Source organism: Bradyrhizobium sp. CSA112 (assembly GCF_029051645.1).
Classification (GTDB): domain Bacteria; phylum Pseudomonadota; class Alphaproteobacteria; order Rhizobiales; family Xanthobacteraceae; genus Bradyrhizobium.
Genome location: NZ_JAACFS010000025.1, coordinates 42,112 through 55,448, shown reverse-complemented (window position 1 = coordinate 55,448; position 13,337 = coordinate 42,112). Strand labels below are relative to the sequence as shown.

The window sequence follows — 13,337 nt, the reverse complement described above, 5'->3', positions numbered from 1 at the left end:
ACCCGGAATCTCGAGATTCCGGGTTCGCTTCGCGCCCCGGAATGACAGCTTCAATGCCTTGTCCCAAATATCTGCCGCGCTTCGGCGGGGCTTGCGATTTCGCGGCCCGCTCGCCGCGCGCAGGCGGCAATGGCTTCAATCAACTGGCCGTTCGAAGTCACCTTCGTGCCATCAGCCAGATAGAACGTGTCCTCGAGGCCAGTACGCAGGTGGCCGCCGAGGTCGGCGCAGCGCTGGTGCAGCGGCCAGATTTCGGCGCGGCCGATCGCGGTGACCTGCCAATGCGCTTCCGGCAGTTTCAGCTTCAACAGAATCGGCAACAGTTCCGGATCGGCCGGCATGCCGGAGGCGACGCCCATCACGAAATTATACTCCAGCGGTCCGGAATACATTCCGGTCTGCCGGTACATGCCGACGCAGCGCACGATGCCGACGTCGAAACATTCGAACTCCGGAATCGTGCCCGCGTCCTTCATCACGTCGAGATAGTCCTGTATCTTCTCGACCGCATTATCGAACATCATCGGCGGCCAGGCCCAAGTGTTGTCGGACTTTACCTTGAGATAGTTCAGCGAGCCGGCGTTGCAGGCCGCGATCTCCGGCTTCGTCTCGCGCACGCAGTCGAGCGCGCCCTGATATTTCGGACCCGACGTGCCCGTGGTGTGATTGATGATGATGCCGGGACAGGCTTCGCGGATCGCCTGCTGAATCTCCTTGCTGATGTTGACGTCCCAGGACGGCAGGTGGCCCTTGTTCGGCTCCTGCTGGCGCAGATGGACGTGCATGATGCTGGCGCCGGCATTGAACGCGGCCTTGGCCTCGCGCGCCATCTGCTCCGGCGTCACAGGCACGTTGTGCTGCTTCGGATCGGTCAGCACGCCGTTCAGCGCGCAGGTGATGACGGCCTTGTCGCCCATGGATCAACCTTCGAAAGCGGGACGCGAGGGATCGCGAAAATACCCAGCGCGATCATGCGTCCCGCATCAGCCGGCTTCTTGCGTCCACCCGCTATTGTCGGCGGCGGCACGGCGGTGGCTATAGATCGCCAGATCGCGCGAACCTGAAAAGATCGCGCGCGGCTTCAAGCCATAGAAGCGACGGATCGAATGGCTGAAATGCGTGGAGTCGGGATAGCCGATATCCTGCGCGAGATGCGCAAGGTTAATGTCCTGGTTGGCGAAGTGCAGCAGATGCCGCGCGCGCTTCCAGGCGCGGAACGAACGGAATGATATTCCGGTCTCTTCCTTGAACAGGTGCAGGAAGCGCGACGGCGACAATCCCGCCTCCGCGGCGCAGCTCGCCGCCGTCACCGGCTCGCCGGAGAACCTTCCGATCTGCACGATCGCACCCGCCACGCGGGGATCGAGTTCGCGCTGCGGCAAGGCCTCGCCAAGACATAGAGAATCGAATTCGGCACTGGAGAAATCATTGCCGGCGTGATGCTCACGCAGTTCGTTATAGGCGGCGCGAATGCGACTGGTAAACGCCGCACCTTCAGGTCCCGCGAGGCGCCTGGCGAGATCCTCGAGCACGCCCGGGCGAACGCTCTCCGGCTCGATCACGACGCTGAGCACCGAACGATAATCGCTGGCGATGGTGTGCCTGATGTTCGGCAACAGGGCGATCATTTCGCCGTGGGTTTCCTGGCCATCGGCGGTAGTGAGCCAGAGACCGCCTTCGAGTGCGACATAGATGTTGAACCCGCCCGAGCAGCGTTGCCGGGGCCGGCCGAGCAGGCCGGCGTAGAACACGCGTTCCGGGGTGATCAGCATCAGATGGCCGGATTTGTGGCCGGTATCGTCCATGGCGCGTCCTCCTCGCGCGGCTCTCTGGCCGCTGCGACGGGGTCAACCATAGCGGAAATTTAGGGACTGACTACGGCGGAATCCGTCATTCCGGGGCGTCCGAAGGACGAACTACGGGGCGCCCTTGCGCCCCTGAGAATCTCGAGATTCCGGGTCTGGTGCTAACGCACCATCTCGGAATGACACACCGCTCAAGCCCGTATCCGCGGCGCCACGTTCTGCTCGACGCCCGCCTTACGTTCCGCCGCAACCGCCCGCTGGTAGCCTTCGCGTTCCTGCAACCGGGCCCAATAGGCGGTGACATTCGGCCCGAAATCCTTGGCCAGGCCGATAGTGCCTGCCAGCCGTAGCGCATAGCCGTTGACGATATCGGCCGCAGTAAACCGCCCGGCGCAGAGGAATTCCGCGTTCGCGGTCGCTGCTTCGACGGCCCGCAGCCGGCCCAGGAACCATTTCGCGTAGTCGCCGGCAACTTGCGGGTTCCGTCGGTCTTCCGGTTCGAGCTGGCTGTATCTCAGCACCAACGTCTGCGGAAAGGTCAGCGTGGCGTCGCTGAAATACATCCAGTTCAGGAAGGCGCCGTAAGCCGGGTCGTCCTGCCCGATAACCAGCGGCGACGGGCCATATTTGGTCCCGAGGTAATAACAGATGCCAGAGGACTCCGTCATCTTGGTCTCGCCGTCGATCATGAACGGAATGGTGCCGAGCGGATTGATCGCGAGATATTCCTTGGCGAATACCCGCGGCGGGAACGGCAGCATCTTGAGCTCGTAGGCCAGGCCCATCTCCTCCAGCATCCAGAGCGGACGGAACGAGCGCGCGCCGTCGCAGTGATAGAGCGTGATCATCAGCCGTTCCTCGTCATTACCCTGATTTCTCTTATTGGATTTTCGGCAGCGTGCCCATCATCTTGCATAGCACCGTCAGCATTACCTCGTCGGCGCCGCCCCCGATCGAGGTGAGGCGGCTGTCGCGATAGGCGCGGCTGACCGGCGTCTCGTTCATGAAGCCCATGCCGCCCCAGAACTGCAGGCAGGCGTCGGTGAGTTCGCGCCCAAGACGCCCCGCCTTGAGCTTGGCCATGGTGGCAAGCCGCGTAACGTCCTCGCCTGCGATCAACGCTTCGGCGGCACGATAGACCAGCGCGCGGAGCAGTTCGACCTCGGTCTGCATCTCCGCGAGCTTGAAATGGACGGTCTGGTTGTCGAGGATCGACTTTCCGAACGCCTTGCGGTTTCGCGTGTATTCGATGGTCTCGCCGATGATGAATTCATGCGCCTTGAGGCAGGCGGCCGCGCCCCACAGCCGCTCCTCCTGGAACTGCACCATCTGATAGGTAAAGCCCTTGCCTTCCTCGCCGATCCGGTTGCGCTTGGGCACCCGGACATTGTCGAAGAAGATCTGCGCCGTATCGGAAGAGCGCATGCCCATCTTGTCGAGCTTGCGCGCGACCTGCACGCCTTTGCTCTTCATCGGCACGCAGATGAGGGACTTGTTGCGATGGACCTGGTCGTCGCTGGTATTGGCGAGCAGGCAGATCCAGTCGGCCTGCACGCCGTTGGTGATCCACATCTTGCCGCCATTGATGACATAGTCGTCGCCGTCGGAACGCGCCTGGGTCTTGATCGAGGCGACGTCGGAGCCTGCGCCCGGCTCCGACACGCCGACGCAGGCCACCGCGTCGCCGGCGATCGCGGGGCCAAGAAACTCGCCGCGCACTTCATCCGATCCGAACCGCGCCAGCGCGGGCGTCGCCATATCGGTCTGCACCCCGATCGCCATCGGCACGCCGCCGCATTTGATGGCGCCTAGCTCTTCGGCCATCATCAGGGCATAGGAGTAATCCAGCCCCTGACCGCCGAATTCGACCGGCTTGTTGAGGCCGAGGAAGCCGAGGCCGCCGAGCTTCTTGAACAGTTCATGCGCCGGGAAGATCTCGTTCTTCTCCCATTCGTCGACGAACGGGTTGATCTCGGCGGCGATGAACTTTTGCAGGATACGGCGGGGTTCGTCGTGGTCGGCGGTGAAGAGCATGTTTTCATCTATCCTTCGTCATTCCGGGACGCGCGCAGCGCGGGCCCGGAATCCATTTCGCTACAGTGCTCGGGGCCCAATAGATTCCGGGCTCGCTCGCTTCGCTCGCGCCCCGGAATGACGCGGGCTAGGAGAAATTGTCACAACCCCATCTGCCGCGAGGCGAGATCCTTCATGATCTCCTCGGTGCCGCCGCCGATGGCGTTGACCTTGACCTCGCGGTAGATGCGCTCGACCTTGACGCCGCGCATGAAGCCGGCGCCGCCGAAGATCTGCACCGCCTCGGAGGCACAGAACGCCATGGTCTGGGTCGCCTGGTTCTTCATCATGCAGATTTCGGCGACCGGGCTCTCGCCCTGCCCGAGTCGCCACGCCAACATTTCCAGCATGGCCTGCGACGCCGCCACCTTCTGCGCCATGTCGACCAGCTTGTGCCGGATCACCTGATGCTGCGCGATCGGCTTGCCGAACGTCCTGCGCTCCTTGGCGTAGGCGATCGCCTCCTCGACGCAGACACGGGCGTAAGCCGTGCAGCTCGCCGCCATGCCCATGCGCTCGCTGTTGAAGTTGTGCATGATGATCTTGAAACCCTGCCCCTCCTCGCCGATCAGGTTCACCACCGGCACCCGGCATTCATCGAAGTGCAGCGTGGCGGTATCCGACGCCCACCAGCCCATTTTCTTCAGCTTCGTCCGCGACAGGCCCGGGGTGTCGCCCTCGATCAGGAGCAGGCTAACCCCGCCCGGTCCCTCGCCGCCGGTACGCACCGCGACCGTCAGATAGTCGGCCCGCATGCCAGACGTGATGAAAGTCTTCTCGCCGCTGACGACATAATGATCGCCATCGCGCCGCGCCTTGGTGCGCAAATTGGCGACGTCGGAGCCGCCGCTCGGCTCGGTAATCGCGAGCGCCGAAATCCTCTCGCCCGACAGCACCTGTGGCAGCACCCGCGCCTTGACCTCGGGCCGCGCGGCCCGCGCGATCGGCGGCGAACCGATGGTGTGGCTCATCAGGCTCGAACTGACCCCGCCGGCGCCGGCGCGCGCCAGCTCCTGCGACGCCACGATTTTCATGAACTGGTCGGCAGCCACCCCGCCGTATTCTTCCGGAAAGCCGAGCCCAAGCAGCCCGATCTCGGACGCTTTGCGATAAAGCTCGCGCGGAAATTCGCCGGCCTCGTCCCATTCATGGGCGTAAGGTTCGATCTCGCGCGCCACGAAGCGGCGCATCACGTCGCAGAACGCTTCATGGTCGGCCGTGTAGAACGGGCTTTGCACTTTCGTTCGCTCCAGCATGGTCTCCTCCCGAGGGATTACGATGCCCCGATTTGGCTCGCTCAACTTGCGTTGAGCGGCTGGCATTACGTTGCAGACAATCTGTTGCACCCACCGTTCCGACGCATGCTGCGTCCAGCAACTGAACGCAAGATCGGCTCAATGAGCATGCCCTATATGGTCGAGTTTCGCGACAACCAGTTCAACGTGATCCGCGAACTGCTGCGCGGCTCGTGAGCTGGCGAGCTGTTCCGATTGTCGGGCGCGCTACTCGGCGAAGCCGTGGCCGCGCACCGGGTCAGCGAATCCCGCCACTTTCGCGGCAAGCTGGTTTTTCTAGTACGTTGAAGCGGCCTTCTTTGGATTGTCGCTCGATTTGGTGGCGCGAGCTTGACAGGCTTCCTTACCAATCTGCGTGGTCGATCTCAAAAATTTGCATCCGCCGATGTGAGCCGGTTCACATCGGCGCCGCACGGTTGGTCCCAGCGTGAACTGGGGCACTTCAATGTGGGAGAGAAAAATGCGTACCCTCTTTCTTGCCCTCGCGGCGTCTGCCACCATCTTCGCAACCAGCGTCGCTCCGGTCGTAGCTAGCGAGTACCGGTATTGCCTGCAGGGCGACGACTATGCTGGCGCGGGCGATTGTGGATTCACTAGCTACCAGCAATGTCAGGCCACCGCATCGGGACGCACGGCCTACTGCGGGGTCAATCCTTATCTTGCGAACGCCGTCATCCTGACAATTCCTGCCAGGCCGCGTCGTCGGTGAAGCCCTCGTGCCTCACGAGCTAATCAGATGGCTTGGTCCGGGATAAATTTCCGCCGAGGCACTAGCTATGCCGGCGGTCTGGTCGCAATTGGAGTGATCTATTTCGCCCTGGCAAAAGCCGGCCTTGCTCTCGCCTCTATTCATCCCAGCGCAACGCCAATTTGGCCACCGACGGGTGTCGCGCTGGCGGCGGTGCTGTTGTGGGGATATCGGACCTGGCCCGCAATTTTCGCGGCGGCGGTGATCGCCAATGCGATGACCGCCGGCTCGGTTGCCACCGCAATTGCGATTGCGACCGGTAATTCTCTTGAAGCGGTTGTTGGCGCTTACCTGATCAATCGATGGTCGAGCGGATGTAATACGTTTTCGACGCCAAATTCTGTCGCGAAGTTTGCTCTGATTTGTTTCGTGATCGCGACACCGATCAGCGCCAGCATTGGACTGACCAGCCTGGCAACCGCCGGGTACATCGAACGGACGAATTTCGCGAACGCCTGGGTCACATGGTGGCTGGGAGATGTGACCGGCGCGCTGGTCATCGCCCCCGTTATCGTGCTTTGGGCGTCAAGCCATTACCATGCTTTCAACCGCAATGAATCTTTGGAGACGGTCGGCGTCCTCGCAACAGCGGCGGCTATTGGACTCATTGCTTTCAGCCCCCTGATCGAGCAAACGCCGAGTCGAGATCCACTGGGTTTTCTTGCGATCCTGCCAATGTTGTGGGCGGCGCTCCGCCGCGGTCCACGTGACACCGCAACGGTTGCGCTGGTGCTTGCGGGCATCACGATTTGGGGGACGCTCACGGGCGGCGGCCCCTTCACGACCGCGGATCTCAACGTTTCATTCCTGCTGGTGTTGATGTTCTTGATCAGTATTACCGTTCCAAGCTTGTTACTGAGCGCCGACGTCGAGGTGCGCAAGAAAGGGGAGGAAAGTCTGCGCCGCGCGCAGATCGAACTCGAACGGAAGGTCGCAGAGCGTACGCAAGAGCTCGAGCTCGCCAATGCAGCAAAATCGCGCTTTCTTGCCATGGCAAGCCATGATTTGCGGCAGCCATTACATGCACTAGGCCTGTTCGTTGCACAGCTGCGCACGCCGCTCAAATCGGGGGAAAGGACAAAGACGCTCGAGCAGGTCGATGCAACGCGCAAAGAAATGGATGAAATGGTCAATTCGCTCCTGGATATTTCCAGGCTCGACGCTGGGATCCTTACACCCAAAATTACCGAATTCCCGATCGCGCGCCTGTTGCAAAAAATTGAGACGACGTTTGATCAGGCAACGCGAGAAAAAGGCTTGCGTCTACGCATTAGGCGAAGTGACGCCTGGGTGCGGAGTGACGTCATGCTGCTCGAACGCATACTGCTCAATCTGGTATGCAATGCTGTGCGCTTTACATTGCGGGGCGGGATCATCGTCGGATGTCGTCGGCGCGGTGAAATGTTGCGTATCGAAGTATGGGATAGCGGTTGCGGCATTCCTGAGGATCAGAAGCAGAATATCTTTGGCGAGTTTTTTCAACTTCCTGCCCCAGAACTTAGCCGGTACGGCGGCCTGGGGCTCGGCTTGGCTATTGTCGACAGGCTTCGCTTGCTTCTCAACCATCAAATCGACTTAGCTTCGACTGTGGGCCGAGGTTCGCGCTTCGCAATCCTGGTTCCGATGGCCGATGAGTGCGTCACGTCCACCGAGCCCGTCGATGCACCTCGCCCAGCGGCCTTTGCGGTCGAAGGCAAGCTAGTTCTTGTTATTGCCGATGCTCCAATTGTGCAGGAAGGAACGGGCGGATTGCTTGGCCGATGGGGATACTCCGTCCTTACCGCCGGATCCGACGAAGCGGCCCTTATCCGATTTGCTGAGCGCCAACAACGCCCCGATCTTATAATTTCGGATTATCATCTTGCGAGCGGAAAGACCGGGATCCACGCAATTGAGCAAATTAATGCCGCGTTTGGTTCATCAATTCCAGCTATTCTCATCAGCGGCGATACGGCAGCTGAACCACTACGTGACGCAAAGGATAGAGGATACATTTTGCTGCACAAGCCTGTCGACCCAATGCGGCTCCGCGCTGTCATGCACGAGCTCTTTAGGGATCATGACGATAACAGAGACACCGGTGCGGCTTTATGACTCAGATTTCGGCGACGATTCCCAGCCCATTTTTCCTACTTTTATTACTGCCTCGGTGCGGCTCGTTACGCCGAGCGCTTTGAGAACGACCGTGATGTGGTTCTTCACTGTCGGCACTGCCATATTGAGGGTCTTGGCAATGACCTTGTTGCTTTTTCCCTTCATCAGCAGCGCAAGCACTTCAATCTGCCGATCGGTCAATCCGAGACCCTTAAGAGAGTCGCGCGCCGCTGGCTTATCTGTAAGCTGCGCAGACGTTGTTTCCTCCAGAATTTCCGAGGGAATGTAAATACCGCCGGAGAAAACCAACTTGATGGCGTTGAGCATGACCTCACGTTCGGTAGTTTTCGGAATGAATCCCAGAGCGCCAAGTTTGAAAGCGCGCTTGACTGTGTCTTGATCACCTGAGGACGAGAGGATGATGATGGCAATGGTCGGATAGCGGTCTCGCAGTTCGCGGAGGACAGAGAAGCCGTCTCGATCAGGCAAATTGATATCAAGTAAAATGAGGCTGATGTCGGGATGTTCCTCGACTATGTGCATTGCCTGACGGCTGTTCGAAGCTTCAAATATGACGGCTTCCGGCTTCAGTTGTTTCAGGACAGCCTGCAACGCCTCGCGAATCAATGCATGGTCGTCGACAATAAGAACTTTCATGAAAAGCTCTCCGTCATCCCATTGCACGGAGATCCAAATAAAAGAAAATCATACACCCACCTTCGGGTCTTTGGCGAGGAAGAGGCTGTCGACCGGCTCCCGAAACCGTCCGGCCTCCATCGTGGGCCCAACCAGCGGTTCACCGTCAGGCACTCAAGGTAGGAGTCGAATGCGGTTGCGTGCTGTAATTGCAATCACCGGGGACTCAGAGTCTCCTTTGCCTATGCGCAATAGTGAAGGTCCATGATGTGTCTGACGGATGGAGATCTGTGCGGTACCTTGATCATAGGACCTAGGAACCTGTCTGTTTGGACCTCCGGCTGATTTACCGCTGTGCCGTTGAAGGATAATCATCAACGGACAGCCTCCTTGCGCCAGGAGGTTCTACCGAGGGCCGCCATATAATCATTATCGCAATAGCTTTCGTGGCCGGGTTCGGCGTGAAGCAGCTCTAGACTGCGGCGTCGTCACGATCCGGCAGTGCGGCGATGTTTTTTGTCAAATTCGGTCCCTCTTGAAGCGTGCTCGCACGCCGGACGGGCAACCAGATGGATTATCGAACTGCCACCCCGAAGCCATTGGCAGGCGCGCTGCCGGAGCTGAAAGGCCAGGGCCGCGACCTGCGAATAGATGCCTGCCGGGGCATTGCGCTCTGGGGCATCTTTCTTGACCACGTCCCCAACAACATCGGGTGCTGGCTGACGCTGCGGAACTACGGCTTCAGCGATGCCGCGGAAGTGTTCATGTTCGTCTCGGGCGTAACCTGCGCGCTGGCCTACGGCAAGGCACAGCGCACCGAGGGCTGGACCGGAGTGATCAGCCGGACGCTGCGGCGGAGCTGGGACATTTATGTCGCATTTCTGCTGCTCACGCTCGCCTGCGCCATCTTGGTTCACCTCACAGGCGGTGGCCGTCTTGCTGACGAGAGCAACACGCGTATCTTGCTGGACCATCCGGGCGCAACGTTCGCGCGCGCGGCGGTCCTGCAATACCGACCCGTCAACACCGACGTGTTGCCGGTCTTCGTGCTTCTTCACCTCCTGTTCGCGCCGCTGCTGTGGCTGCTGCTGCGAGTGCCGAACGTGACGCTTGGCGCCTCACTGGCGCTTTATGTGCTGGTGCATGCCTTCGGCTGGACCGTCCCGGCATGGCCGAACAACCACTGGTTCTTCAATCCGCTGGCCTGGCAGCTGCTGGTCGTGCTTGGCGCGTGGTGGATCATCGAGGGCAAGAGAGCCCGGCCGTGGGTGACCTCGCGCACCGCGCTTGTGGCTGCCGCTCTCTATCTGGTGTTCAGCCTCAGCATCGCATTGAGCTGGCGCATCAAACCGCTGGAGGCGCTGGTCCCGCAGGCGCTGCTGACGCTGCTTTTCCCGTTGGACAAATCGAATCTCGATCCATTGCGACTGATGCATTTTTTGGCCCTTGCGGTCCTGGCGGCATGGTTCGTGCCTCGCAATTGGCGGGGCCTGACGACGCCGGTGATGCGCGGCGCCATTCTCTGTGGCCAGAACTCGCTGCCAATCTACTGCCTCGGCGTTCTCCTGACGTTCGCCAGCCACCTGGCGCTGCTCGACATCTCGGAGGGGCTGACGATGCAGATCGCGCTCAGTGTTGGTGGCGTCCTGGCGATGATCCTGGCGGCGACGCTGCTGAACTTGATCAAGATCAAACCCCGGCAGCAGCCGCACGCGAAGCCCGCCGACCTGCCCGTCGAGCAGCCAACCAAATTTGAGCTGGTCATCAATCTCAAGACAGCCAAAGCGCTCGGCGTTGACATTCCGCCCACGCTGCTTGCCCGTGCCGACGAGGTTGATCGAATAAAGATGCTGTTTGCTCCGGTGCGCAAGTCCGGCTGCGGCTCTGATCCAGTGCCAGTAATCGCGCACGCCTTCGGACCACCAGCGAAAAATGTGGATCAGGATGTGAATTAGATCACAAGGGGGCCATCGTACAGGAGCCAGGCCATGATTTCCCACCCAAGGACCCACAAGGTAACGCTGCTGATCGCGGCGTACGTGATGTTTGCCTGCGTAGCGGCATTACTGTCGGTCAACCTGACATCACCCACCAGCGCGGCGCTCGGCGCTGACTGGCAGTGCAGCCGGTTTGCGCTCGTAGTCACGACCTGCACCCCGGTGCGTGCACACGAGACCGCTTCCACTGGCGTGCGCAAGCGGACCTAGTACACGACAAACCGAACACCGTCCGTTCATGAAACTTCTCGGCCTGACGCGATGTGCTCGGTCGCCTCAACCAATTTCTGATTTTCCGAAATTCGCTTGACGACCGACCCAAATCAGCAATATATCGATTTCGTCCCGTCCCGGTACGAGGGGCGTTTCGCGATCGTCACAAGCGCGGGATGGGATGCGGTGGACGCCGCTGTTGCGACAGACGAGCGTGACAGAAGCGTACGGCGAAGTCGTGTGGTCCTGACGCCCCGATGCTGGCGTCAAGTCGATGGAAGCAATTCCGCCGGCGACGGTGACAACGAGCCCGGCCCGACCGGGGAGAGCACGATATAAGCCGTAAAGCCATTGCGCAGGGAATGTCGGATGCCTCCGCTGCCCTGTATGCTCGTGTGCGCATTTTTTGTACCTATTGCACACGAGACCGCGGGTGCAGCGTGCACCCGGCATTCCCTGCGCCCTCTGTTTGGAGGGTTGAGGAAATTCGGTAGCAAGCCTCGGGCAAATCAGGCCGCGAGAGCGTGAAGGTGTGTCTTCCCCGGCTGTCATCACCCGCGAAGGCGGGTGATCCAGTATTCCAGAGACGCCCGCGATCGAATCGATAGGCCGCGGCGTACTGGATACCCGCCTCCGCGGGTATGACGGTTGGTGTGTAGGTGGGCACCTCAGAAACAACTAACGCCGCTCCGCCCGAACAGTCCCAGCCACTCCACGCAAGACAGCGTCCCCATGTGACCCCTCATCTGCCAGACAGAATGCCATCAAGCAAAGCAGGCGGTGCAAGACCGCTGGACGTGGAGGAAGCATGTCGTCGGTTCGCTATTACGACTGGATCGCGCATTTCGGCCGGCGCACGCCGGACAAGATCGCTGCCATCGACCTCGCCAGCGAACGCCGGCTCTCCTACGCGCAGTTCGATGCGCGGATTTCGCGTCTTGCCACCCATCTGCGCGACAAACTCGGCGTCACGCGCGGCGACCGCGTCGCTGTGCTGGCGCTGAACACGACCGATACGCTCGAGGTGCAGTTCGCCTGCGGCCGGATCGGCGCGGTATTCCTGCCGCTGAACACGCGGCTTACGGTTCCGGAATTGCAGTTCATCGTCGGCGATGCCTCGCCGAAGGTGATGATTCACGACACGGATCTCGCCGAAATCGCGCTATCCGTCGCCAAGCTCTGCAATGTTTCGTCGGCGCTGCTGCTCGGTGCGGGCGGCTCCTACGAAGCGGCGATCGCGGCTTCAAAGCCCCTCGACCGCTTTGAGGACGTCACGCATGACGACATCTCGACCATCATGTACACCTCGGGTACCACGGGCCTGCCCAAGGGCGCGATCATCACGCATGGCATGACGTTCTGGAACTGCGTCAATCTCGGCGGCCCCGCCTATATTTCTCCGTCGAGCGTGCTGCTCACCGTGCTGCCGCTGTTCCATACCGGCGGGCTCAATTGCTACACCAACCCGGTGCTGCATGCCGGCGGCACGGTCCTGATCATGCGCGCGTTCGATCCCGGCGTGGCGCTGCAACTGATCAGCGATCCGTCGTGGGGCATCAACCAATTCTTCGGCGTACCCTCGATCTACCAGTTCATGGCGCAGCACCCTGCTTTTGCCACCTCCGACTTCAGCCGGCTCGTGATCGGCGGCGTCGGCGGTGCGCCGATGCCGGTGCCACTTTTGAAGGTGTGGGAGGAACGCGGCGTCGCCCTGCAGCAGGGATACGGCATGACCGAGACCAGCCCGGCCGTGCTCACGCTCGACAAGGAAGACGCCGTGCGCAAGGCCGGCTCGTCCGGCAAGCCGGTGCTGCATACGGAAGTGCGGATCGTCCGTCCTGACGGAACCGACGCGGATGTCGGCGAACTCGGCGAGCTCTGGGTCAGGGGGCCGAACGTCACGCCGGGCTACTGGAACAGGCCGGACGCCAACCAATCGTCATTCACCGACGGCTGGCTGCACACCGGCGATGCCACGCGCGTCGACGAAGAAGGGTTCTACTATATCGTCGATCGCTGGAAGGACATGTACATTTCCGGCGGCGAGAATGTCTATCCGGCCGAAGTCGAGAGCGTGCTGCATCAGCTCACGGCAATCGCAGAAGCTGCCGTGATCGGCATTCCCGATGAGCAATGGGGCGAGGTCGGCATGGCGATCGTTGCGGTCAAGACAGGCCATACGCTCCGGCCAGAAGAGATCCATGCGCACTGCCAGGCCAATCTGGCGCGGTTCAAATGTCCGCGCCTGATCGAGTTCGTCGATGCCCTGCCGCGCAACGCGACCGGGAAAATCCACAAGCCGACATTGCGAGAGAGATTCAGCGCGCCGAAGCCGACCGACAAAGCGGCCATTGCTTCATGATCGCGCCGGCATGCGACAAACGAAGAGCCCGCCGGTTCATCACCGGCGGGCTCCTGTATCAGAGGCCAATTTGAGGATCCCAGTACATCCGTGGAAATCCCGAAATCGGCAACC

The 13,337-nt window shown here is 60.8% G+C and carries 11 protein-coding genes; 5 read left to right on the top strand and 6 right to left on the bottom strand.

Translation table 11 applies throughout. The annotated features are described in order from the left end of the window. Nucleotides 1-50: 50 nt before the first annotated feature. From GWE18_RS29750 to GWE18_RS29730, 5 genes are all read right to left on the bottom strand, one after another. Nucleotides 51-917: a 3-keto-5-aminohexanoate cleavage protein gene (locus GWE18_RS29750; RefSeq protein WP_275189285.1), complete on the bottom strand. Its 867-nt coding sequence runs from the start codon at nucleotides 915-917 to the stop codon at nucleotides 51-53. A gap of 66 nt (nucleotides 918-983) precedes the next feature. Further along, nucleotides 984-1,805: an AraC family transcriptional regulator gene (locus GWE18_RS29745; protein ID WP_275189284.1), complete on the bottom strand. Its 822-nt coding sequence runs from the start codon at nucleotides 1,803-1,805 to the stop codon at nucleotides 984-986. 191 nt (nucleotides 1,806-1,996) lie between these two features. Next, nucleotides 1,997-2,653 carry a glutathione S-transferase family protein gene (locus GWE18_RS29740; RefSeq protein ID WP_275189283.1) on the bottom strand — a complete coding sequence of 219 codons (657 nt, stop codon included), beginning with the start codon at nucleotides 2,651-2,653 and terminating at the stop codon, nucleotides 1,997-1,999. A gap of 31 nt (nucleotides 2,654-2,684) precedes the next feature. Then, entirely contained in the window at nucleotides 2,685-3,839 is a 1,155-nt protein-coding gene (locus GWE18_RS29735; protein ID WP_275189282.1) for an acyl-CoA dehydrogenase family protein, read from the bottom strand. Between the two features lie 140 nt (nucleotides 3,840-3,979). Continuing rightward, nucleotides 3,980-5,134: an acyl-CoA dehydrogenase family protein gene (locus tag GWE18_RS29730; RefSeq protein ID WP_275189281.1), complete on the bottom strand. Its 1,155-nt coding sequence runs from the start codon at nucleotides 5,132-5,134 to the stop codon at nucleotides 3,980-3,982. A 499-nt stretch (nucleotides 5,135-5,633) separates the two neighbouring features. Here GWE18_RS29730 and GWE18_RS29725 point away from each other — a divergent pair, with 499 nt between their 5' ends. Together GWE18_RS29725 and GWE18_RS29720 are read left to right on the top strand one after the other, a co-directional pair. Further along, nucleotides 5,634-5,882: a DUF3551 domain-containing protein gene (locus GWE18_RS29725; protein ID WP_275189280.1), complete on the top strand. Its 249-nt coding sequence runs from the start codon at nucleotides 5,634-5,636 to the stop codon at nucleotides 5,880-5,882. Nucleotides 5,883-5,909: 27 nt separating this feature from the next. Next, entirely contained in the window at nucleotides 5,910-8,015 is a 2,106-nt protein-coding gene (locus tag GWE18_RS29720) for an MASE1 domain-containing protein (protein WP_275189279.1), read from the top strand. Here GWE18_RS29720 and GWE18_RS29715 read toward each other — a convergent pair. Continuing rightward, nucleotides 8,010-8,672 carry a response regulator transcription factor gene (locus tag GWE18_RS29715; protein ID WP_275189278.1) on the bottom strand — a complete coding sequence of 221 codons (663 nt, stop codon included), beginning with the start codon at nucleotides 8,670-8,672 and terminating at the stop codon, nucleotides 8,010-8,012. The two genes, GWE18_RS29720 and GWE18_RS29715, sit on opposite strands and share 6 nt — an antisense overlap. Before the next feature lie 578 nt (nucleotides 8,673-9,250). Between GWE18_RS29715 and opgC the strand changes: the two genes are divergently transcribed. The 3 genes from opgC (at nucleotide 9,251) to GWE18_RS29700 (ending at nucleotide 13,223) form a co-directional block, all read left to right on the top strand. Continuing rightward, nucleotides 9,251-10,606 (top strand): OpgC domain-containing protein, encoded by a 1,356-nt coding sequence (gene opgC, locus GWE18_RS29710; protein ID WP_275189277.1) that lies wholly within the window; start codon nucleotides 9,251-9,253, stop codon nucleotides 10,604-10,606. A 33-nt stretch (nucleotides 10,607-10,639) separates the two neighbouring features. Then, the gene (locus GWE18_RS29705; RefSeq protein ID WP_275189276.1) at nucleotides 10,640-10,858 is read left to right on the top strand and encodes a hypothetical protein; all 219 of its coding nucleotides are present in this window, start codon (nucleotides 10,640-10,642) and stop codon (nucleotides 10,856-10,858) included. A gap of 811 nt (nucleotides 10,859-11,669) precedes the next feature. Continuing rightward, nucleotides 11,670-13,223 carry a long-chain fatty acid--CoA ligase gene (locus GWE18_RS29700; RefSeq protein WP_275189275.1) on the top strand — a complete coding sequence of 518 codons (1,554 nt, stop codon included), beginning with the start codon at nucleotides 11,670-11,672 and terminating at the stop codon, nucleotides 13,221-13,223. Nucleotides 13,224-13,337: the final 114 nt, after the last annotated feature.

Coding starts and splice junctions, on each gene's coding strand:
- GWE18_RS29700 (WP_275189275.1), top strand. CDS start 11,670: ATGTCGTCGGTTCGCTATTACGACTGGATCGCGCATTTCGGCCGGCGC.
- GWE18_RS29740 (WP_275189283.1), bottom strand. CDS start 2,653: ATGATCACGCTCTATCACTGCGACGGCGCGCGCTCGTTCCGTCCGCTC.
- GWE18_RS29720 (WP_275189279.1), top strand. CDS start 5,910: ATGGCTTGGTCCGGGATAAATTTCCGCCGAGGCACTAGCTATGCCGGC.
- GWE18_RS29750 (WP_275189285.1), bottom strand. CDS start 917: ATGGGCGACAAGGCCGTCATCACCTGCGCGCTGAACGGCGTGCTGACC.
- GWE18_RS29730 (WP_275189281.1), bottom strand. CDS start 5,134: ATGCTGGAGCGAACGAAAGTGCAAAGCCCGTTCTACACGGCCGACCAT.
- GWE18_RS29715 (WP_275189278.1), bottom strand. CDS start 8,672: ATGAAAGTTCTTATTGTCGACGACCATGCATTGATTCGCGAGGCGTTG.
- GWE18_RS29735 (WP_275189282.1), bottom strand. CDS start 3,839: ATGCTCTTCACCGCCGACCACGACGAACCCCGCCGTATCCTGCAAAAG.
- GWE18_RS29745 (WP_275189284.1), bottom strand. CDS start 1,805: ATGGACGATACCGGCCACAAATCCGGCCATCTGATGCTGATCACCCCG.
- GWE18_RS29705 (WP_275189276.1), top strand. CDS start 10,640: ATGATTTCCCACCCAAGGACCCACAAGGTAACGCTGCTGATCGCGGCG.
- GWE18_RS29725 (WP_275189280.1), top strand. CDS start 5,634: ATGCGTACCCTCTTTCTTGCCCTCGCGGCGTCTGCCACCATCTTCGCA.